The following is a 23,070-nucleotide window of genomic DNA, read 5'->3' as shown; positions in this document are numbered from 1 at the left end:
AAAGCGTTTTATTTTTTTGTGTCCTTTTCATCTGAATCACATATTATAAAACGAGAAAAGGAGGATGTTTGTGCGAATTCATATTGTTCAAAAAGGTGAGACACTTTGGCGAATTGCGAAACAGTATGGGATTGGGCTTGATGAATTAAAAAATTTAAATACACATTTAGCTAACCCTGATTATATTGTACCGGGCATGGAGATTATTTTACCAGAAGGTGGAGCTGCAACACCAAATTCAACAATGACAAAAGGGCAGCAAACTGCACCGATGTCAAATAAAGAAAAGCTTACTGCACCAAAAGTAGAACAAACAAAGCCTATTGAAAAGGCTCAACCTGTTAAAGAAGTGCCGAAAGTTGTGAAAACTGCACCGATTCCAGCACCGGTACCACAGCCGATGCCTGCGCCGAAAGTAGAGCTAACGCCGCAATTTCAATTAGATTTTGCGCCGCAAATGCATTTCCAGCAACCCAAGACATTACCTGCACCAGCCCCTGCACCACAACCAATTTATATTCAAATGCCAGCACCACAAACGCAAGTTGATGTCGAGACAACCGTGGAAAAAGAGGTTCAGTACGTTCAAGTACCATTGCCACAGCCTCAAATAATTTATGTATGCTGTCCACAACCGCAACCACAACCTTGTGGATGTCATGAGCAAGCACATTTCCATAACCCATGTGGATGTCATGAACAGGTATACTATCATAACCCATGTGGTTGCCAAGAACAGCATTATCATCAGCCACAGCCATGTGGTCATGATTACACTAATTATCAACATGTCCCATGTGGTCACGATGAGTATGATTATCAACAAATGCCACAACAACAGTTTAACGACTGCGGATGTGGTGGAGGAGGATATCCTTCTCATGAAATGATGCCTTATGGTATGCAGTACTTTGAGCCGAACTATGATATGGCCCCAATGACAGATGTTGCTCCTGCAATGGAAGGTCCTTATGATGAACATGATGGATTACCGGATTGGTTATTAGATTCTTCTGAGGTAAAAGCACAAATGGATGGCCAAGATTTTGCAACAAATGCTGCTCCGCAAGGTTTTGAAGATTTCAATCCTTACGCCCCTGCTGAAGATCAAGGGCAAGTAGCTGACTACTATCAAGATGGATTCAACTATGGAACTGGCGGTTATCCATATTCTCAAAACCCTTACGGAGATTACATGCAACAATATATGCCACAACAGATGATGCCACAACAATTTATGCAGCAACAGATGATGCCTCAAGAAATGATGCCGCAACAGATGATGTCCCAAGAAATGATGCCACAACAAATGATGCCACAACAAACGATGCAATCTAACAACCAAGCATATCCTAATAATCCTTATTTACCACAAAACAGACCTTGGAATTATTAAAATGCAAATCAAGAGCAATATATGGAAGAAAGAGACAGCACAAGGGACGTTATTTATAAAGAAATATGATCACGTTAATGTTGCAGAAAAAGTTAAAGCAATTCACCGTCAGCTTGAGGATATTAAGTTTCCATATGTTATTCCATTAGTTAAAAGCAAGGATGAGGATCTTGTTGTACAATATTGGCAACATGGAAGTTTTAGTGCGGATTTTTCAATCGAGTCTCATCGAAAACAAAGCTTTAAAATTTTGAAAGCTTTACATGATACGAGCAAAAAAATTGATTGGAAAAACCAGGTTATTTTTCCGAGACAACAACTTTATCAAAAATGGAATGCACGATTAGAACGCTTTTTAATCAATGAAAAAGAGTTGCTTCCATTATTGCAGCATGCTTATTATGATATTACCTTATTCGCGAGTAGGGTATTAAAACAAATGCGTAAGCAAAAGCAAAAAATCGATGGAAAGCTCACCTTGTTACATGGGGATGTAGTGCATCATAATTTTTTAATTTGCAAAGACAAAAAGATGAAATTAATTGATTATGATTTGGCGGTTGTAGGTGATTCAGCGGAAGAAATGCTTCTTTGGATGCATCGCGTTTTACCTACAATTGATTATGACTTAGAGAAATTATTAAATGAAAATCCTTATTTATATCATTTATGCTTACCAAAAATCAATTACTTGCAGTATCCTAATGAACTCTTAAGAGAATGGCTTTATGCTTTGCAATTAGGTAAGTATGAGAGGGAAGCCTTCTTAGACTATTTAATGCCGTTTACGGAAAAAGCATTAAGGCATTGGCCTGAATTAATATTACAAACTGAAAAATTACATTCAAATCATCACTAAAAGCGCATAATATGATAAAATAAAGGTATCGCTTATCAATTATAAAAGTAACTCGACCGTCTAAAATGACGGTCTTTCTTTTGTTTTAATATTGGCTATGTGTCAGGGTCAATTAAATTTGTTCGGGGTAAACCCAACAATATGCTATAATTTATAGCAGTGAATGTGGGGGATCAAAGATGTATGATTATATAATTGGAAAAATAAAACGAATCACACCTGAATACGTAGTTCTGGAGCAGCAAGGATTGGGATGGCAGATTTTTACGTCAAATCCTTTTGCCTTTCGCATAAAAGAAGAGCTTCAACAAATTTATATACATATGCATGTAAGAGAAGATGCCCAAATGCTATTTGGTTTTAAATCACTTGATGAAAGAGAGCTGTTCCGTAAGCTCATTCAAGTGTCGGGAATTGGTCCAAAAGGAGCTTTAGCTATATTAGCTAGTGGCAATCCTTCACAAGTAATCTCTGCTATTGAGATGGAAGATGAAGCCTTTTTAGTAAAGTTTCCTGGCGTAGGAAAAAAGACCGCTAGACAAATGATTCTTGATTTAAAAGGTAAGCTGGGTTCATTGCTGGATCAAGTTGAATTACCAAGCACCGAGGATGAATTGCCATTATTCGGTGTTAACCCAAACAAACAAGAATTAGAAGAAGCAATCTTGGCTTTACTTGCACTTGGATACTCTGATAAAGAATTGACGAAAATTAGACCAAGTTTAGAGGATAACGATGAGCTCACGACTACAGAAAGCTATATGAAGCAAGCATTACAGCTGTTGCTAAAAATGAAGTAAGGAGGTGGAATCATGGCCGAACGAATTATTTCAAGTGAATCGAATGACTTTGATGAGCAATATGAGCTATCTCTCAGGCCACAAAAACTTTCCCAATATATCGGTCAGCATAAGGTCAAAGAGAGTCTAAATATATTCATTGAAGCCGCAAAGCTCCGACAAGAAAGCCTTGATCATGTATTGCTATATGGACCTCCTGGACTTGGGAAAACCACGTTAGCTACAATTATCTCCAATGAAATGGATGTTAATATTCGATTAACTAGTGGTCCAGCAATTGAACGGCCTGGTGATTTAGCGGCAATTGTCAGCTCCCTGCAACCAGGAGATGTTTTATTCATAGATGAAATACACCGTCTACCTCGAGCAATAGAAGAAGTTCTCTATCCGGCAATGGAGGACTTTTGCTTAGACATTGTAGTAGGAAAGGGGCCTGAAGCTCGTTCAATTCGTTTAGATTTACCACCTTTTACATTGGTCGGCGCTACAACCAGAGCAGGAGCATTGTCTGCACCATTAAGAGATCGATTTGGTGTTTTATTAAGACTAGATTTTTATGATGAAGAAGCACTTGAGGAAATTGTTGTACGCAGCAGTCAATTGTTTAATGTTGATATAGAACGCCTGGCTGCCCGGGAGATCGCACGTCGCTCCAGAGGGACTCCACGTATTGCCAACCGTTTATTAAAACGAGTTCGCGACTATGCACAGGTTTTAGGGGATGGTGCTATTTCACATCCATTAGCAAATCAAGCACTTGAATTACTGCAAGTAGACCCTCAAGGACTAGATCATATTGACCATAAATTAATGATGAGCATGATTGAACGTTTCCGGGGCGGACCTGTTGGCCTTGACACCATTGCAGCATCCATTGGTGAAGAAAGTCAGACAATCGAGGATGTATATGAACCTTATTTAATGCAAATTGGGTTTATCCAAAGAACGCCTAGAGGTCGAGAAGCAACGAAATTAGCCTATGACCATTTTGGTTATACTTATCCAGAACAATCATAACGAAAGAAGTTGTAAAAATGAAAGTAGAAGATTTTGATTTCCATTTACCCGAAGAGCTAATTGCTCAAACTCCATTAGAAGACAGAACAGCGAGTCGGTTAATGATAGTTGACCGTAAAACAGGAGAAATTGAACATAGTCATTTCCCGCATATTGTGGATGAATTACAAAAGGGCGATTGTCTGGTTTTAAATGATACTCGCGTTATGCCTGCAAGACTGTTTGGTGTAAAAGAAGAAACTGGTGCCCATATCGAGGTATTATTGCTGAAGCAAGGTAATGATGATGAGTGGGAAACATTGGTTAAACCAGCAAAACGAGTAAAAGTTGGCACTGAGATTACTTTTGGTGATAGTCTGCTTAAAGCAACTTGTATAGGTGAATTAGACCACGGGGGACGAGTATTTAAGTTTACCTATGATGGGATTTTTTATGAAATATTAGATCAGCTGGGTGAAATGCCTCTACCTCCTTATATCCATGAAAAATTAGAAAATCGGGAACGCTATCAAACGGTCTATTCGAAAGAAATTGGTTCGGCAGCAGCACCAACAGCCGGATTACATTTCACCAATGAAATTTTGGAACAGATTAAAGAAAAAGGCGTAGAGATTGTTTTTATTACCCTACATGTTGGACTTGGAACATTCAGGCCAGTAAGTGTAGATTCAATTGAGAGCCACGATATGCACTCCGAGTTTTATAGTGTGACAGAAGAAGCGGCCAAAATTATTAATCGTACAAAAGAGAATGGTGGAAAAGTCGTTGCAGTTGGTACAACATCTACACGTACACTTGAAACAATTGCACAAAAATATGATGGAGAAATTCGAGCCGAGCATGGCTGGACAAATATCTTTATCTACCCGGGCTTTGAATATAAAGCAATCGATGGCTTAATTACAAACTTCCACTTACCAAAGTCTACTTTAGTCATGCTGGTAAGTGCGCTTACTTCCAGAGAAATCATTTTGAATGCGTATAATAAAGCGGTGGAAGAAAAATATCGTTTCTTTAGTTTTGGAGATGCGATGTTTATTCGACCAACTCGCTAAATGTTATTTGCGATAATTTGTTTAATAACATGGGGAAACCTAAAGACTAATAGGAGTACTGTATTTACTCCACACGAGAAAGGAAATTTTTCTAATGACAAAACCAGCAGTAACTTATGAATTAATTAAAACATGTAAACAAACAGGAGCAAGACTTGGAATTGTTCATACACCACATGGTTCCTTTGAAACGCCAGCATTTATGCCGGTTGGAACACAAGCAACTGTAAAAACGATGTCGCCTGAAGAGCTGAAAGAGATGGATGCTGGAATCATCCTATCTAACACCTACCATTTATGGCTGCGTCCTGGTAATGAGATTGTAAAAGAAGCGGGTGGACTTCATAAGTTTATGAACTGGGATCGTCCAATTTTAACAGATTCAGGCGGCTTCCAGGTCTTTTCATTAAGCGACTTTCGCAAAATTGAAGAAGAGGGCGTTCATTTCCGTAATCATTTAAACGGGGACAAGCTTTTCTTAAGTCCAGAAAAAGCAATGGAAATCCAAAATGATTTAGGTTCTGACATTATGATGGCATTTGATGAATGTCCACCATACCCAGCAACTTATGAATATATGTTAAATTCCGTTGACCGTACAACGCGTTGGGCAAAACGTTGTAAAGAAGCACATGCTCGTCCTGAAGACCAAGGATTGTTTGGAATTGTACAAGGTGGAGAGTTTGAGGACTTACGAAAACGTTCAGCAGAGGCATTAGTGGAACTAGACTTCCCAGGATACGCAGTTGGTGGCCTTTCTGTAGGCGAACCGAAAGACATTATGAATCGTGTGCTCGAGTTTACAACACCACTATTACCTGACAATAAGCCTCGTTATTTAATGGGAGTTGGGTCTCCCGATTCATTAATTGATGGGGCGATTCGTGGAATTGATATGTTTGATTGTGTATTGCCAACTCGTATCGCAAGAAATGGTACATTAATGACATCAGAAGGACGTTTAGTAGTGAAAAATGCAAAATATGCTCGTGATTTCAGCCCAATTGATCCGAACTGTGATTGCTATACTTGCAAAAACTATACACGTGCCTATGTCCGACATTTAATTAGAACAGAAGAAACATTTGGTATTCGATTAACAACCTATCATAATCTACATTTCTTATTAAAATTAATGGAACAAGTTCGACAAGCGATACGTGAAGATCGTCTAGGTGATTTCCGCGAAGAATTCTTCGAAAAATACGGATTTAATAAGCCAGATGCTAAAAATTTCTAAAAAACAGTTCACTAATATGTCGAAATATTGAAGAATATGAAAAAGTGTGATTATTTTCATAAAAATAATAGTTTCAAATCGCTTTTTCTATTCATTCTATACTATACTTAAGAAGTGAGATTTAGAAAGGAGGACATAAATCTATGGATACTTTAGTTGGTTTACTTCCAATTATTATTATGTTCGTTGCGATGTGGTTCATTTTAATCCGTCCAGCACAAAAGAAACAGAAACAAACAGTTCAAATGCAAAATAGCATTAAACGTGGTGACCGTGTAGTAACAATCGGTGGACTACATGGAGAAGTAGATGCTCTAGAGGATGGAGCTATTTACATTATTGTTGATGGTAAAACTCGTTTAAAATTCGAGCGCCAAGCAATTGGTCGAGTAATTACTGAATAATAATACTAAAATCAAAAGCTTACTAAATCGGACAAGCACCGAGTTAGTAAGCTTTTTTCATTATTAGCGGTAAAGTAATCGAGCTTGGTGTTTTTAAAAACGTAATTTTAAACATGGTATTTTGGATAACATCAGTTCTATGGTTCTTTTTATAGGAATTCTTTTCAATGAATACTTATATTCACGTGTGCCCAAAATGTGTATGGAAGGGTGTGGAGATATGGATACTTATATTGAGATTCTTATTAGAACTGTCTTTCTGTATATTTTTATCATTGTTGTTTTTCGCCTAATGGGTAAAAGAGAAGTTGGCGAATTAAGTATTATGGACTTGGTAGTATTTGTTTTAATCGCTGAATGTGTTGCCTTTGCGTTGGAAGATGTTGAAAAGCCGATTCTTCAAAATATATTTCCAATTATCATTTTACTAGTCATTCAATTTATAAATTCTTTATTAACTTTAAAGAGTAAAAAAATGCGCGATGTAATTGATGGTGATCCTTCTCTGATAGTCCGTGATGGAATTATTGACCAAGAAGAAATGCGAAAACAACGTTACAATTTAGATGACTTATTTCAACAAATGCGGGAAGAAAGGGTTCCATCTGTGCAGCAGATTGACTATGCTTTTTTAGAACCCTCAGGAAAAATATCCATTTTTTTAAAAAGTGACGACCCTCTTATCTTACCTCTTATTGTGGACGGTTATATCGTTGAAAAGCATTTAAAACTCCTCAACAAAGATAAAGAGTGGCTTCATAATGAATTAAAAGAACAAGGTTTTGATGAAAGGATAAAAGATATTTTCTATTGCTGTTATGAAAACAACAAAATTTATGTGCAATTAAAGACGTCGTGAAACGACTGATCGTAAAACTTTAAAGTCACTCCACTTAATTTGGTTTGTCAGAATTAACAATAGAGTCAAGATGATTAAGGTAAAGGCACTGTTTGTCCAAAAATTAAATGACACCTTTGGGATAAGATAGGTCTGAATAAAACAAGTTAAAATGAAAATTCCATATGGAATGGCAAAGAATCTAAAACCAGCGGCAATCATTTTATGCCCACGTAGTGTAGCTATGTGTAAGCAGGAAGTTACTAGAACGCCGAAGCCAATCGCAATAATAGCGCCGTATTCCTGGATAAATGGCTGAGAGGCTAGTACAAACATGACAAATAGCTTTCCTAATCCACCATAAATTGAATTCATCATTGCAGGACGTGCTTCATCGATAGCCTGTAAAATAGAGTGGAGTGGACTTTGAATATAATAAAAATAAAATATCGGTGCCAATATTTTCATAAAGCCGCGATTCTCCTCTAAATGAAAGAGCTTCATTGCAAGCTCGTCTCCATGGATGAAGAAATAAGTGGCGGCATAACAACCAACCAATGAAGATAAACGTAATGAAATACCAATCCGTTCATTTAATAATTGGACATTACTTCTTGCAACCGCATCACTGACTGCTGGAATAAGAACAATAGCAAGTGCGTTTGGAATAAATGATGGGAAAAGAAGCAATGGAACATGTACACCAGAAATGATCCCATACAATGTGGTAGCTCCCACAGCTGTCAGTCCTGAAACTGTCAGTGCTTTTAAGAAAACAATCGGCTCTAAAAACCAAGTGAAAGTACCAAATAATCGACTGCCTGCAGATGGCACAGCAATCCTTAGAAGTGGCATTGCAGGATAGGCTTTATCTGCTTCGTTTTTCTTTGTTTTCTTTTTCTTATATTGGTAGTGAATGAATAAATAAATGAAAGAAAAAACTTCACCAAATGCAGTGATTGCCATTGCATATGCAGCAGTTAAGGCAGGATTATCGGCAGTAACTAAAAAAGGTAATAGCAATGTAATTAATGCAATTCGAATAACCTGCTCTAACATTTGTGACCAAGCAGTTGCAGATATTACAGCAATGCCCTGTAAATAACCTCTAATTAAACCAGAAAATACTACAATTGGAACAGCCCCTAAACCAATATACAGGGTTAATCTTGTTGCATCATTATGTAAAAGTGTCCCAGCTAAGTATGGTATAAATAAATAGAGTAGTGGTGTGAAAACAATAATTGAGACAATTGCCCATCTGGAAGCTGTTGTCATAACAGCCTTTAGTTGGTGATCTCTTCGTTTTGCATGCAGCTCGGCAATAACTTTCGCCACTGCTATTGGTATACCTAATTGTAATAGGGAAACAAAGAAGATAAATGCTGGATAGGCAGTCATATATATACCTACTGCTTCTTCACCTGCAACCCGCATAAACTGCATCCTATAGATGAAGCCGAACAGTTTAGATAAAAAAATAACAAACGTTAGAAATACAGTTCCTTTTACAAATGAACTCATTCATTCAATCCCTTCTCATTTCAAGAAATATCAGATACAATATTTGTATGCTTGAATGTAGTGAGTTAAAACTATTGGTTGGGGGGATTGTCATGATTCAGTTCGAACAGCTATACAGAGAGGTTTTACCAGTATTACAAAGCAAATTGGATGAAATAAATTATTATGAATACGATGGAATTGTCTTGGAGGATATTTGGAATTTTTGCGTCAAGAAAAAATGGAGAAAGAAAAAAGTAGAAGATCTACGTTTATATGAAATTGTAGAGACGATTTTTTCTGTGAAGCCTTCAGAAATTGTTAGCTATTTTCAAATACAGCAATTCCGCTCGGAAAATTGGTTCGGAGACATAAGTCATAGTGAATTACAAGCGTTATTAAAGCACAAAAATGTAGATGGTGATAAATAAAACCATGTATATTGGTTTGACAGCTAGCGAATCGTGTTTCATAATGAGTTTTGTACATAAACTATACTCATTTAGTTTGATAGTTTAAACTAAATAGAAATCGAAATTCTTATAGTAAATGCTAGTTTTTTACCTAATATGATAATGAATTTGAATTATTATATTAAATCAAGTGACATCGATATAGCGGACATTTGCGGCAAACGATGTTTTTCTAGTGTGTATACATCAAGCTGTATACACTAATTTGAGGAGGATTTACAGATGAAGCTTAAAAGCCGTATTTTTACTTTTGTACTAATCGCAGTTGTACTATTTGCTGCTATGGGTGCAACAGTACAAGGAGTTTTAAAGGACGTAAAACTCGGGCTTGATTTACAAGGTGGGTTTGAAGTTTTATATGAAGTAGAGTCGCTTGTTGATGGTCAAGAAATAACGAAGGATGTTATGACTGATACGACTACAGCACTTTCAAACCGTATTAACCAATTCGGGGTAAGTGAACCGAGTATACAAGTTGAAGGTGAGGATCGCATTCGTGTCCAGCTAGCAGGAATTGAAGACCAATCTTCCGCTCGCGAATTGTTATCAAGTACGGCGAACTTAACATTCCGAGATGTAAACGATAATATTTTATTAGATGGTACGGATCTAAAAGAAGGTGGAGCAGCTGCTTCATTTGATCAGCAAAACCTTCCGATAGTGACACTTACATTAAAAGATGCTGCAAAATTTGCAGAAGTTACAAAGCAAGTATCTCAAATGGGTCTTGGTCAAAACCTGTTAGTAGTCTGGTTAGATTTTGAAGAAGGCGTAGATTCGTATGCAGCAGAATCACAAAAAGAAGATCCGAAATTCATATCTGCTGCAGGTGTAGATCAAGTTTTAAACACTACTGATGTCATGATTAGCGGTAACTTTACTGTCCAAGAGACAAAAGACTTTGCGAGTGTATTAAATGCTGGTGCATTACCGGTAAAGTTAACAGAAATTTACTCAACTTCTGTTGGTGCACAATTTGGTGAACAAGCATTAGATAGTACAGTATTTGCGAGTGTAGTAGGGGTTCTAATTATATTCATCTTTATGGTTCTTTACTACCGTTTACCAGGTTTTGTCTCCATTATTACCTTATCGGTATTTACTTACTTAGTTTTAACAGTATTCAATGCCATAAACGCAGTATTAACATTACCAGGGATTGCAGCACTAGTACTTGGTATAGGGATGGCCGTGGATGCAAACATTTTAACTGCTGAACGTATTCGAGAAGAACTGCGTGTGGGTAAGTCTATCAAAGAGGCATATCAACATGGTTCAAAACAGTCACTAACAGCAATCATTGATGCACAGTTAACAACTTTACTTGCAGCAGCTGTATTATTCTTCTTTGGTACAAGCTCAGTAAAAGGTTTTGCTACAACTTTAATGATTTCGATTGTGCTAAGTTTCATTACAGCTGTATGGTTATCTCGAATTTTATTAGGTTTATTAATTAATAGTGGATATTTCAACAGTCCTGTTTTATACGGGGTACGTAAATCGAAAGTTCATGATGTATCAGAAGGAGTAGAAACACTAGATTTATCTACGAATTTCGATCGCTTTGACTTCGTTAAAAATCGGAAGAAATTCTATTCATTATCGATTTGTATTCTAATTGTAGGTGTTGTAATCCTAGGAATTTTCAAGTTGAATTTAGGAATCGACTTCTCAAGTGGTACCCGAGTAGAAATTCTAGCAAATCAAAAAATTACTCAGGAAGAAGTAACCGATTATCTAGACGAAATTGGCTTCCCTTCTGAAAAGGTCATTATTTCAGGTGAAGAGCAAAATACGGCTGTCGTTACTTATAAAGAAGATTTAACGCAACAAGAAATACTGAACTATAAGGCAGTAGTATTAGAAGATTATGGACACGAACCAAGTGTTAGTACAGTATCTCCTACAGTTGGAGAAGAGTTGGTCAAGAATGCTATTAAAGCTTTAGTAATCGCTGCGCTAGGCATCATTATTTACGTGGCTTTAAGATTCGAATGGCGCATGGGTGTGGGTGCTATTGTTTCACTAATCCATGATGTATTCTTCATGGTAGCAATTTTTAGCTTCCTGCGTTTGGAAGTAGATATTACATTTATCGCGGCAATATTAACAATTGTTGGTTATTCCATTAACGATACAATCGTTACATTTGACCGTATTCGTGAAAATGTGGATCGAAAAGGAAAAATTACAACAAAAGAAGAGCTGGCTGAAATCGTGAATAAATCACTTCGCCAAACAATGGGACGCTCTGTCAATACCGTCTTAACGGTTATTATCGTAGTAGTTGCCCTATTACTATTTGGTGCACCAGCAATTCAAAACTTCTCAATTGCACTACTAATTGGTTTAATAACAGGAATGTATTCATCAATTTGTATCGCAGCTCAGATTTGGTATACTTTAAAAAGTCGGGAAATGAGCAAAAAAGGGACTGCTGTTGAGAGCAAAGAAAAGAAACAATGGGGTTCAGACGAGCCAGTTGTTTAATAAACAGCTTGATTTTAAAAGAAGACAAAGTGTGATTATCTGCACTTTGTCTTTTTTGCTTTTCGGGAGTTTGAGACTCTATTATTGGTATAATGAGAAGAATAAAGTTTCAACATTTTTGTTCCTATTTTTATCAATTAATCTATTTTTATAGGTTAGAAGTTCGCATGTTTTTTCGGTATAATGAAAACTTGAGGAAGTGAGTAAATGATACAATCAACTAAAAAATGGGTTGTTGAGCAACCTAATGAAGACGCAATCAAACAACTACAAAGTGAATTAAATATATCAACTCTAGCAGCTAAAATATTAATTGCCAGAGGCTATTCATCTGCTGAAAAAGCTAAAAGAATCATCAAAATGGATGAATCTAACCTGCATGACCCCTATTTATTAAGCGGCATGACAGAAGCTGTAGAACGTATTGAAAAGGCTCTAAATAATGGCGAGAAAATCCTAATCTACGGAGATTATGACGCTGATGGAATTACTAGTACTACCGTAATGATGAATGTATTGCTGGATTTAGGGGCAGATGTTAATTTTTGCACTCCGAATCGATTTACTCATGGTTACGGCCCCCATGAGGAATTATTTCGCAAAGCACATAAGGATGGCGTCCAATTAATTATCACTGTTGACAACGGAATTAGTGGGATTGAACCTATCCGAGTTGCAAAAGACCTTGGAATGGATGTTATTGTAACGGATCATCATGAAGCTGGTGACGTATTGCCACCAGCTGATGTTATTATCCATCCGAGAGTACCTGAAGGACACTATCCATTTGGCGAACTCGCAGGGGTAGGAGTCGCATTTAAATTAGCCCATGCATTATATGGGGAAGTCCCTGAGCATTTGTATGAGTTTGCTGCTATTGGGACCGTGGCAGATTTAGTGCCCTTAGAAGGAGAAAATCGTTATATTGTACAGCAAGGCATTAAGCAATTAAAAACATCCAATAATCCATGGGTACGGGCCCTATGTGAAATAACAAGTGTGAAACAGCATGAAATTGATGAGGATGCGATTGGATTCTATTTTGCACCTCGATTAAATGCAATTGGTAGATTAGGAGATGCAGGTCCTGGAGTTGCTTTTTTAATGAGTGAAAGTGATTTGGATGCGGCAAACGGCGCAAAACGATTAAACCAAAAGAATGTTGAACGAAAAGAAATTGTCAATACTATTACGGAACAGGCTATAGAAATGATTGAAAATGATCCAACCATTTCAAATTCACTCGTTTTAGTAATAGCGAAAGAAGGATGGAATCCGGGAGTTATTGGGATTGTGGCTTCACGTTTAGTAGAAAAATATTATCGCCCTGCAATTGTGCTTTCGCTGGACCCGGAAAAAGGAACAGCAAAGGGGTCGGGACGTAGTATTGAAGGCTTCCACCTCTATCAGGAGCTAGCAAAAAACAGGGAGCTTCTACCTCATTTTGGGGGGCACCCGATGGCGGCAGGAATGACCTTTGGTATGGAGCATGTTGATGAAATAAGAAGCCGTCTACATCACCAAGCATTAGAATGCCTAACGGATGAAATGCTAACACCAAAGCTTTCGATTGATGTACCAGTAGATGTAAGTGAAGTAACAGTGGAAGCAATCGAGGAAATAAAACAGCTGGGCCCATTTGGAACTGGTTTTGCAAAACCTGTATATGCACTACAAAATGTTCAGGTACGCTCGATGCGAAAAATTGGCGCTGGTGAAAATCATTTAAAACTAGAATTAGAGGACTCACATGGATTCATTGATGCAATCGGATTTGGTAAAGGGAATTTGTATGATGAAATTACCTATGGAGTTAAGCTTTCTTTTGTTGGAGATTTGCAGATTAACGAATGGCAGGGGAAGAAAAAGCCTCAATTGATGATTACAGATGTTCAGACAAATGAATGGCAGCTTTATGATTACAGAGGAAAAAACCAAGTCCATAAATGGATACACACATTGCCTAAAGAAGAATCAGATTTTATCGCATTCCGGCACTCAACTGTACAAGCCTTTGATGGACAATTTACAAACCCTATTCGCCTTATAACGAAAGAGGATGAAATGAAAAATCTTTCACCTAATCTTGTACTATTAGATTTGCCTAAAAGTGCACAAACTTTAGAGAAATTAATTCAGCAAGAGAGACCAAATCGTATTTATGCAGTATTCTACACACCGGAATCTAAATATTTCAATGGTATGCCGACAAGGGAGCATTTCGGTTGGTATTATAGCTTCTTAAAAAAACGTCCTAATTTCAACCTTCAATTGCATCTAGAAAAATTGGCGCAACATATTGGCTTAAATGTTGAAGTAATTAAATTTATGACAAACGTGTTTTTTGAGCTAGGTTTTGTTACAATAGAAAATGGTCTGACAACAGTAAATAGTAATGTACCAAAGCGATTACTTTCTGAAGCTAAAGTTTATAAACAAAGAATAGAAGAAATCGACTTGGAACAACAGCTTTTGTATGCACCATATTTAGAACTAAAACAATGGTTTAATGAACGAATGAGGGAATTTAATTATTCCTAAGGAGGACAAATTAGTAATGGATTTAACACAATATGTAACAACTGTAGAAAACTGGCCAAAAGAAGGCATTAGCTTCAAGGATATTACAACGATTATGGATAATGGGCCTGCTTTTAAATATGCAGCAGACAAAATTGTCGAGTTCGCAAAAGAAGTAGGGGCTGAAGTGATTGTTGGTCCTGAAGCACGCGGTTTCATCATTGGATGTCCAGTAGCCTATGCACTTGAAATAGGTTTTGCACCGGTTCGTAAAGAGGGGAAACTACCTCGTGAGGTTGTACGTGTAGAATATGGCTTAGAATATGGACATGATGTACTAACAATGCATAAGGATGCGATCAAACCAGGACAAAAAGTATTAATCGTAGACGACCTATTAGCAACTGGGGGTACAGTCGATGCTACAATCCAGTTAATTGAAAAATTAGGTGGTGTAGTTGCAGGTTGTGCATTTATCATTGAATTAAAAGACTTAGATGGGCGCGAAAAAATTGGAAACTATCCAGTAAAAACATTAATCCAATACTAATTCAAAGTACTAGCCGTTTAAAAGTTTAAACACTTTTTAAACGGCTTTTATTTTTATGTACAACCGAACTTACGATAATTACAAAATCTTATCCTAAGCTTAATCATGGCTTTATCTTGAATTAGAAAAAGTGGTATATAATTACAAATTATAGGGGAAGAATAGAAATAATCTAAATTTCGATGTCATGGAGGTTTCACCTTGGACTCTTTTATATCTTCGTTTCTTCATCATTTTAACATTGTCACTTTTTTTATCTTTTTATTGTTTTACTCTTATCAATTTATCTACATGTTAGTAGCGCTCAAGAGTAAAAGGGTTAAACAAGCTGTGACGAAAGATGATCGGTTAAACAAATACGCAGTAATAATCGCAGCAAGAAATGAAGAACTAGTTATAGGAGAGTTGATAAAAAGTATTCGAAAACAAAACTACTCTCAAGATTATATTGATATTTTTGTTATAGCGGATAATTGTACCGATCAAACAGCTAAAGTAGCGAGAGAAGCTGGAGCAATTGTTCGTGAACGTTTTAACAAAAATAAAATTGGTAAAGGCTATGCCCTAGATTTTATGTTTCAAATTATTAATAGTGAATTTGCATCGAAAAAATACAATGGCTATTTTATATTTGATGCGGATAATTTACTTGATGAGAATTATATTATGGAGATGAATCGAACATTCAATCAAGGCTATCGAGTAGTAACAAGCTATCGAAATTCCAAAAACTTCGATCAAAATTGGATTACCTCTGGATATGCTATTTGGTTTTTGCATGAAGCAGAATATTTAAATCTCCCAAGAATGAAATTAAATGCAAGCTGCGCCATTTCTGGAACAGGCTTTCTTGTGCATTCGGATTTAATAAAAAAGAATGGTGGCTGGATTTATCATCTCCTAACGGAAGATATCGAATTCTCAATTTCTCAAATTCTAGAGGGAGTAAAGATTGGCTATTGTCCTAATGCGATTTTTTATGATGAACAACCGATCACCTTTAGACAATCCTGGCATCAAAGATTACGGTGGGCGAAAGGTTTCTATCAAGTACTAACCAGGTACGGGAAAGATTTAATGCGAAGTATGTTTAGACGTAAGCAAAACAGCTTTTCCTGCTTTGATATGACGATGACCGTCATGCCTGCAATCATTCTTACTAATATCTCTATACTAATCAATGGTTTATTTTTTTTAGCTGTAGCGATGGGTATATTTGAAGGAGAAAGCATAAAAGACACTGCCATCCTCATGCTTAGATCATTTGGATTGTACTATCTTGTCATGCTGTGTATGGCTATTATGACTGTAATGACAGAATGGAAGAGAATTCATTGTGCAGGATGGAAGAAGGTTGCCTACTCTTTTACGTTTCCATTCTTCATGCTGACCTATATTCCCATTTCAATCGTTGCCTTATTTAAAGAAGTAGAGTGGAAACAAATTCCACACACAGTAGTAAAATCGATAGATGATGTTCAGTAAAACATTTTATGATATTTGCGTAGCAGAAGCTTCGTGCAAAAAATCGAGTTGTCTCAAAAAAGTGAGACAACTTCTTTTTTGTACATGAATATTAATTATTTCACAATTTTTCTACAAAAAATATTAAAATTCGTCTTTTTTTATAAAGTTATTACTGACGTGCCTTTACATCGTGTACCAATATTTTATACAATTAAAACTATATATTCTAATCGAAAAATTTTTAGCAAGGTGGACAACAAATGGCGAAAGAGCAAATATTGACGCCCGAAGACGTATTCGCGCTAGTCAAAGCATATATGAACGATGAACATGTTGCCTTTGTAAAGAAAGCATACGAAGTAGCAAATGAAGCACATAAAGAACAATCACGCAGTTCTGGAGAACCATATATCATTCATCCAATACAAGTTGCTGGCATATTAGCAGAGCTACAAATGGATCCGGAAACTGTTTCAGCTGGTTTTCTTCATGATGTAGTAGAAGATACGACTGTAACACGTGAGGATTTAGTAAATGAATTTAGTGAAGAAGTCGCAATGTTAGTTGACGGGGTAACAAAACTAGGGAAAATTAAATATTTATCCAAGAAAGAACAACAAGCCGAAAACCATCGAAAAATGTTTGTTGCCATGGCACAGGATATCCGTGTAATTTTAATCAAACTTGCTGACCGACTTCATAATATGCGTACTTTAAAACATTTATCTGCCGAAAAACAGCGACGCATATCCAATGAAACTTTAGAAATTTTCGCACCACTTGCTCATCGCCTTGGAATTTCAAAAGTAAAATGGGAGTTAGAAGATACTGCCTTACGTTATTTAAATCCTCAACAATATTACCGTATTGTGAGTTTAATGAAAAGAAAACGTGTTGAACGTGAAGCTTATTTAGATAATGTTATGAACGAAGTGAAGTCTCAATTAGGAGATGTGGAGATTGATGCAGATATTTCCGGTCGTCCAAAACATATCTATAGCATTTATCGGAAAATGGTATTACAAAATAAACAGTTCAACGAAATTTATGACCTATTAGCCGTACGTGTGCTAGTGGATAGCATTAAAGATTGTTACGCTGTACTTGGAATTGTACATACATTATGGAAGCCAATGCCTGGTCGCTTCAAGGATTATATAGCTATGCCAAAACAAAATCTATATCAATCACTTCACACGACAGTCATCGGACCATATGGGGACCCTTTGGAAGTACAGATTCGTACGCGAGATATGCATCAAATTGCCGAGTACGGGATTGCTGCACACTGGGCATATAAAGAGGGTAAATCTGTTAACGGGGATAAAGAAACAATAGATCAAAAATTAACATGGTTCCGTGAAATTTTAGAGTTCCAAAATGAATCCTCTAATGCTGAAGAGTTTATGGAATCTTTAAAATTCGATTTATTCTCCGATATGGTTTATGTGTTTACACCAAAAGGGGATGTTATTGAGCTGCCATCGGGCTCGGTTCCGATTGATTTTGCCTATCGTGTCCATTCAGAAGTAGGAAACCGAACAATCGGTGCGAAAGTAAATGGAAAGATGGTTCCCTTAGATACACCTTTAAAAACTGGTGATATAATTGAAATTTTAACATCCAAACAATCCTTTGGGCCAAGTCGAGATTGGTTGAAATTAGCACAAAGCTCTCAAGCGAAAAATAAAATAAAACAATTCTTTAAGAAACATTTACGTGAAGATAATATTCTAAAAGGCAAGGATTTAATAGAGAAGGAAATTAAGTCTCAAGATTTTGATGCAAAAGAAGTATTATCCTCAGAAAATATTAAACGTGTATTAGATAAATTAAATTATACAAATGAAGAAGATCTATATGCTGCAGTTGGTGTAGGTGGCATAACAGCACAACAAATTGTCAATCGATTAGCTGAGAAGAAACGAAAAGAACGGGAACAAGAGGAAGCGCTAGAAAAAATAGTTAAAGAAATGCAAAACAATCAGGCGAAAAAACGTCGAACTGAATCAGGGGTAATTGTAAAAGGAATTGATAATCTACTGATCCGATTATCACGTTGCTGTACGCCGGTTCCAGGAGATGAAATTGTCGGATTTATTACGAAAGGGCGCGGTGTATCGGTTCATCGAGCTGATTGTCCGAACATCCAAGAAGGCGAAAATGCTGATCGTCTAATCGAAGTCGAATGGGAGCATAGTGAAACACAAATTCGTAAAGAATACCCGGTTGATATTGAAGTTTCCGCATTTGATCGTCCAGGGATTCTAAATGACGTGATGCACGCTGTTAGTGAAGCGAAAACGAATATTCTTGCCGTAACAGGACGTGCCGATCATGATAAGATTGCCACAATTCACTTAACGATTTCAATTTCCAATATATCAGGATTGCACAAAGTAGTAGAGAGAATTAAACAGCTGCCAGATATTTATTCAGTTCAACGTGTAATAAATTAAATGAGTCAGAGGTAAATTTATGCGAGTAGTTATTCAAAGAAGTAAGGAAGCATCCGTTACAGTTGATGGACAAGTAACAGGAGCAATCGAGTCTGGTTACGTCTTATTAGTTGGTTTGACTCATGAAGACACACTAGAAGATGTTCGATATGTTGCAAAAAAGGTTTCTGAACTTAGACTTTGGGAAGATGAAGAAGGCAAGATGAATCATTCCCTTGTAGAACATGGTGGGGCTATTCTATCTGTATCGCAATTCACACTCTATGCCGATACAAGAAAGGGAAGAAGACCAAGTTTTATTGAAGCTGCAAGACCAGAAACAGCTCTTCCTTTGTGGGAAGCGTTTAATGAAGAGTTAAGATCTTCACATGGTTTACAAGTAGAAACAGGGGTCTTTGGAGCAATGATGGATGTGTCTTTAGTAAATGATGGACCAGTAACAATAATCGTTGAATCAAAGCCTAAAGAATAATTGTGAAGAGGTTGACTAAAGAGTTCGTGAATCGGCTCTTTTGTCAAACCTCTTTTTTTAGTTACAAACCGAAAGAAGCTAACCCAATAACAAGTTTTGGGTTAGCCTCTGTATTATTTTTTCAGTTGTGCGTCAAAGTAATTCAAAATTCCTTGATAGATACCTAATGTTGCTTGTTCACGATAAAAATCGGTTGTCACGATACTCTCCTCACTAGGATTACTTAAATAACCTAGTTCAATTAAAATCGCCGCCTGTTTATTTTCACGAGTAACCAAATAGTTTCCGGGTTGAACACCGCGATCTCGAATTGTCACTTTCTTTGAAAGACCTTCATGGACATATTTCGCTAACTCCTGTTGATAGCTATTTGTGTAGTATGTGGTGAAACCGGATATGGAACTATCATCGGTTGCATCATAATGAATACTGATAAAGGCATCCGACTCATATTGATGTGAAATGGATACCCTCTTACGAAGGTCAACATAAACATCAGATTCACGTGTCATGATAACTTCAGCACCAGCAGAACGTAGTTTAGATTTTAATAATTCCACTGTTTTTAAGTTAATATCTTTTTCATTTGTGCCACGAGCTCCGGTAGTTCCTTTATCATTTCCTCCATGCCCTGGGTCAATAACAAGGGTTACCCCTTTTAAAGTGCCTTTTTTCCGTACTTCTTTCTTAGGTTCTTCCTCTTTTTGGACCCCGTTCATTACTGAGTCATTGTCTAGATTCTCCGAAACTACCCAATTAGCTACATAGGCAATTGTGTTTTTATCAACTTCTACCTTGTACCAGTCACCCTCTGTTGCAAGAATCTTATATCGTTCACCCGCATTTGCGTGGACCACGACATTTGAAGATGTGGAAGGATTTTCTCGAAGGTTTGTCCCATTATATATAACTGTTACGTATATGTCTTTATTCTCTGTTTCGTCTGGATCTGCTGAAGCAGTTATCTTTTCATTCACTTGAAATGTTCCGTAAAAACTATAAACCCAGCCAACCTTTTTACCAAATTGTATTTTTACCCAATTATTATTTCTTTCTAGAACCTCGTATTGTTCACCTTTTTTGGCTGTTCCAATCTTTCTGGATGATAAATCCGGTTTTTTTCGAATATTTAATGCATCTACAGCAATAGTAAATAATTTTGGGTCAATTTTAATGTTAGATTCTTCTGAATTAACGTAACTTTCTTTTTCTTCCTCGGAAGAATTGCTTTGTTTTTCCTCTTCCAGTTTAGTAATAGTTACATAGTCTGTAGAAACCCATCCAATACTGCCATTAAACGAAATTTGGACCCAGTTTGTTTCACTAGAAAGCACCTTAGCTTCATCACCAGTGTTCAGCTGACTTAAAACAGACGACGAGACAGATGGCTCAGCACGTACATTCAAATGATCCACTTGTGAAATAATAGAACTTGACTCATCGGAGCTGCTCTTTGAAGATTCACTAGACTTAGAAGAGGAGGTAAGCCATGAAGCTACCCATCCTTCCATGTCCTTTACTTTTACATGATACCAATCATCTTTTTTCTCGATAAATGTAAGCCCTTCTCCCTTTTTTAAGGTTGTCAGGATTGGATAGGATAACCCTGCTCCTTCTCGTAAATACAGGATATCTGCTGATACGACTAAATCTGACTCCTCGTTCGTTGCAAAGGCTGTTTTTGTTTCGTATGTATATGGAGACAGTAATGAAAACAGTAAAATGAGACTGATAAAATATTTTAACGGTTTATGATGCATCCTTTATCTCCTCTCTGTTGGATTCCAATCAAGGGAAGTTAACCCGATATATACTCTTATCATTTTAAATTTAAATATGCAATAAAATCTACACTTTTTTGAAAATAGTTGACAAATCTGCCATGACACAATTAAGATAGGATATATTATATAAAGCAATGAACGCCATCGACCAAGCAAGTAGAAATTACCTCTGTAGACAAGAGAGGGGAAGACTTAGGCTGAAATCTTTCCTGCTACAAGTAGTGCCGAACAACACTTGAGAGGCTCTTTTTCGAAAAACAAAACTGTTTAGTAGGGAAAGACGGAAAACGGCCGTTATCCGTTTAAGAGAGGATGTATTTTTTTGTACATCAACTAGGGTGGAACCGCGGAAGTAACTTCAAGCTTTCGTCCCTTGCAATTTGCAAGGGACGAAGGCTTTTTATTTTTTCCAAATAAGTCTGTAGAAGCAATTGATGAGAGAGGAGTATTTTAAATGTCTTTTAAAGTACCAAGAGGAACACAGGATATTTTGCCAGAACAAACAACTAGATGGCAAAAAGTTGAATCAATCCTAAGAGATTTAACACATGTTTATCGTTATAAAGAAATTCGCACACCTATTTTTGAACAAACGGAACTATTCCAGCGCGGAGTCGGTGATACAACGGATATCGTTCAAAAAGAAATGTATACTTTCGAGGATCGCGGCGGACGTTCATTAACACTGCGTCCTGAGGGGACAGCATCCAGTGTACGTGCTTATGTAGAACATAAAATGTTTGGTTATTCAGACCAGCCTGTAAAGCTTTCCTATATGGGTCCAATGTTCCGTTATGAACGCCAACAAGCAGGTCGTTACCGCCAATTCGTACAATTCGGTGTAGAAGCCATTGGTAGTAGTGACCCTGCCATTGATGCGGAAGTCATATCACTTGCAATGGATATTTACCAAACAGTTGGTTTAAAGGATTTAAAATTGGTCCTAAATTCTCTTGGAGACAAAGAGACAAGAGAAGCGCACAGAACGGCCCTAATCCAACACTTTGAAGGGAGTATTGGGGAATATTGCTCTGATTGTCAAAATCGTTTAGCGAAAAATCCTTTACGCATTTTGGATTGTAAAAAGGATCATGATCACCCATTAATGAAAACAGCTCCGGCTTTAACAGATTACCTAACAGAATCTTCTGCAAAATATTTTGACCAAGTGAAAAAATATTTGGATGTATTAGGTATTACTTATGTAGTTGATCCAAACTTAGTTCGAGGGTTGGATTACTATAACCATACTGCATTTGAAATTATGAGTACTGCAGAAGGGTTTGGTGCTATTACAACTCTTTGTGGCGGTGGTCGTTACAACGGACTTGTTGAAGATATTGGCGGTCCGGATGTACCAGGCATAGGTTTTGCAATGTCGATTGAACGTTTACTTTTAGCACTTGAAGCTGAAGGTGTTGAATTGGATGTTGAAGACAGCTTGGATATCTATCTTGTAGCAATGGGTGATGAGGCAAAATTAAAATCTGCTGAACTGATTAGTTCTTTCCGTGCCAAAGGAATATCAGCTGATATGGATTATGTCGATCGAAAAATGAAAGCACAAATGAAGTCAGCTGACCGACTTGGTGCAAAATATGTCCTTGTAATTGGGGAATCAGAGCTTGAAGAAATGTGCGTCAATGTCAAAGAAATGGAAACTGGGAATCAGGAGAAAGTTCCATTCTCGGAATTAGTAACTTACGTGTTAGAACATAAATAATTATTTGTAAGTCAAATGGA

18 protein-coding genes and 1 other annotated feature are annotated in these 23,070 nt (G+C 36.9%); of the genes, 16 read left to right on the top strand and 2 right to left on the bottom strand.

The features are described from left to right. The first annotated feature begins 70 nt into the window (after positions 1–70). The 8 genes from C1N55_RS20955 (at position 71) to C1N55_RS12825 (ending at position 7,630) form a co-directional block, all read left to right on the top strand. Positions 71–1,396, top strand: coding sequence for a LysM peptidoglycan-binding domain-containing protein (locus C1N55_RS20955; RefSeq protein WP_305036252.1), 1,326 nt, complete (start codon positions 71–73; stop codon positions 1,394–1,396). A gap of 1 nt (position 1,397) precedes the next feature. Further along, positions 1,398–2,255: a phosphotransferase gene (locus C1N55_RS12855; protein WP_137729203.1), complete on the top strand. Its 858-nt coding sequence runs from the start codon at positions 1,398–1,400 to the stop codon at positions 2,253–2,255. Between the two features lie 179 nt (positions 2,256–2,434). Next, entirely contained in the window at positions 2,435–3,055 is a 621-nt protein-coding gene (ruvA, locus tag C1N55_RS12850; protein ID WP_137729202.1) for a Holliday junction branch migration protein RuvA, read from the top strand. Positions 3,056–3,067: 12 nt separating this feature from the next. Next, the gene (ruvB, locus tag C1N55_RS12845; protein WP_137729201.1) at positions 3,068–4,072 is read left to right on the top strand and encodes a Holliday junction branch migration DNA helicase RuvB; all 1,005 of its coding nucleotides are present in this window, start codon (positions 3,068–3,070) and stop codon (positions 4,070–4,072) included. Positions 4,073–4,089: 17 nt separating this feature from the next. Next, complete coding sequence (gene queA / locus C1N55_RS12840) at positions 4,090–5,127, top strand: tRNA preQ1(34) S-adenosylmethionine ribosyltransferase-isomerase QueA (RefSeq protein WP_137729200.1); 1,038 nt, start codon at positions 4,090–4,092, stop codon at positions 5,125–5,127. A gap of 94 nt (positions 5,128–5,221) precedes the next feature. Then, positions 5,222–6,367 (top strand): tRNA guanosine(34) transglycosylase Tgt, encoded by a 1,146-nt coding sequence (gene tgt / locus C1N55_RS12835; RefSeq protein WP_137729199.1) that lies wholly within the window; start codon positions 5,222–5,224, stop codon positions 6,365–6,367. Between the two features lie 143 nt (positions 6,368–6,510). After that, positions 6,511–6,771: a preprotein translocase subunit YajC gene (gene yajC, locus C1N55_RS12830; protein ID WP_137729198.1), complete on the top strand. Its 261-nt coding sequence runs from the start codon at positions 6,511–6,513 to the stop codon at positions 6,769–6,771. Positions 6,772–6,991: 220 nt separating this feature from the next. Continuing rightward, positions 6,992–7,630 carry a DUF421 domain-containing protein gene (locus C1N55_RS12825; protein ID WP_137729197.1) on the top strand — a complete coding sequence of 213 codons (639 nt, stop codon included), beginning with the start codon at positions 6,992–6,994 and terminating at the stop codon, positions 7,628–7,630. Here C1N55_RS12825 and C1N55_RS12820 read toward each other — a convergent pair. After that, complete coding sequence (locus tag C1N55_RS12820; RefSeq protein WP_137729196.1) at positions 7,616–9,133, bottom strand: putative polysaccharide biosynthesis protein; 1,518 nt, start codon at positions 9,131–9,133, stop codon at positions 7,616–7,618. The genes C1N55_RS12825 and C1N55_RS12820 overlap by 15 nt on opposite strands. Before the next feature lie 92 nt (positions 9,134–9,225). Between C1N55_RS12820 and C1N55_RS12815 the strand changes: the two genes are divergently transcribed. The 7 genes from C1N55_RS12815 (at position 9,226) to dtd (ending at position 19,543) form a co-directional block, all read left to right on the top strand. Continuing rightward, the gene (locus C1N55_RS12815; protein WP_137729195.1) at positions 9,226–9,543 is read left to right on the top strand and encodes a post-transcriptional regulator; all 318 of its coding nucleotides are present in this window, start codon (positions 9,226–9,228) and stop codon (positions 9,541–9,543) included. 264 nt (positions 9,544–9,807) lie between these two features. Next, positions 9,808–12,075: a protein translocase subunit SecDF gene (gene secDF / locus C1N55_RS12810; protein WP_137729194.1), complete on the top strand. Its 2,268-nt coding sequence runs from the start codon at positions 9,808–9,810 to the stop codon at positions 12,073–12,075. 207 nt (positions 12,076–12,282) lie between these two features. Further along, complete coding sequence (gene recJ, locus C1N55_RS12805; RefSeq protein WP_137729193.1) at positions 12,283–14,616, top strand: single-stranded-DNA-specific exonuclease RecJ; 2,334 nt, start codon at positions 12,283–12,285, stop codon at positions 14,614–14,616. A gap of 16 nt (positions 14,617–14,632) precedes the next feature. Then, positions 14,633–15,145, top strand: a complete 513-nt coding sequence (locus tag C1N55_RS12800; protein WP_137729192.1) for an adenine phosphoribosyltransferase — start codon at positions 14,633–14,635, stop codon at positions 15,143–15,145. Positions 15,146–15,475: 330 nt separating this feature from the next. Then, on the top strand, positions 15,476–16,630 hold the full coding sequence (locus tag C1N55_RS12795) for a glycosyltransferase family 2 protein (protein ID WP_240758290.1): 1,155 nt from the start codon (positions 15,476–15,478) through the stop codon (positions 16,628–16,630). A 242-nt stretch (positions 16,631–16,872) separates the two neighbouring features. Then, positions 16,873–19,071 carry a RelA/SpoT family protein gene (locus tag C1N55_RS12790; protein ID WP_137729191.1) on the top strand — a complete coding sequence of 733 codons (2,199 nt, stop codon included), beginning with the start codon at positions 16,873–16,875 and terminating at the stop codon, positions 19,069–19,071. Positions 19,072–19,090: 19 nt separating this feature from the next. Then, on the top strand, positions 19,091–19,543 hold the full coding sequence (gene dtd, locus C1N55_RS12785; protein WP_137729190.1) for a D-aminoacyl-tRNA deacylase: 453 nt from the start codon (positions 19,091–19,093) through the stop codon (positions 19,541–19,543). 113 nt (positions 19,544–19,656) lie between these two features. Here the strand turns inward: dtd and C1N55_RS12780 are convergent, their stop codons facing one another. Continuing rightward, complete coding sequence (locus tag C1N55_RS12780; RefSeq protein WP_137729189.1) at positions 19,657–21,303, bottom strand: N-acetylmuramoyl-L-alanine amidase family protein; 1,647 nt, start codon at positions 21,301–21,303, stop codon at positions 19,657–19,659. A 159-nt stretch (positions 21,304–21,462) separates the two neighbouring features. Continuing rightward, positions 21,463–21,704: a binding site (T-box leader), on the top strand. Between the two features lie 77 nt (positions 21,705–21,781). Between C1N55_RS12780 and hisS the strand changes: the two genes are divergently transcribed. Continuing rightward, positions 21,782–23,050: a histidine--tRNA ligase gene (hisS, locus tag C1N55_RS12775; RefSeq protein WP_137729188.1), complete on the top strand. Its 1,269-nt coding sequence runs from the start codon at positions 21,782–21,784 to the stop codon at positions 23,048–23,050. Positions 23,051–23,070 lie beyond the last annotated feature (20 nt).

Origin of the sequence: Lysinibacillus sp. SGAir0095, from assembly GCF_005491425.1 — a bacterium.
In the GTDB taxonomy this organism is placed as follows: Bacteria; Bacillota; Bacilli; order Bacillales_A; family Planococcaceae; genus Ureibacillus.
The sequence above is the reverse complement of the archived record's forward strand: the minus strand, read 5'-3'. Positions and strand labels throughout refer to the sequence as shown.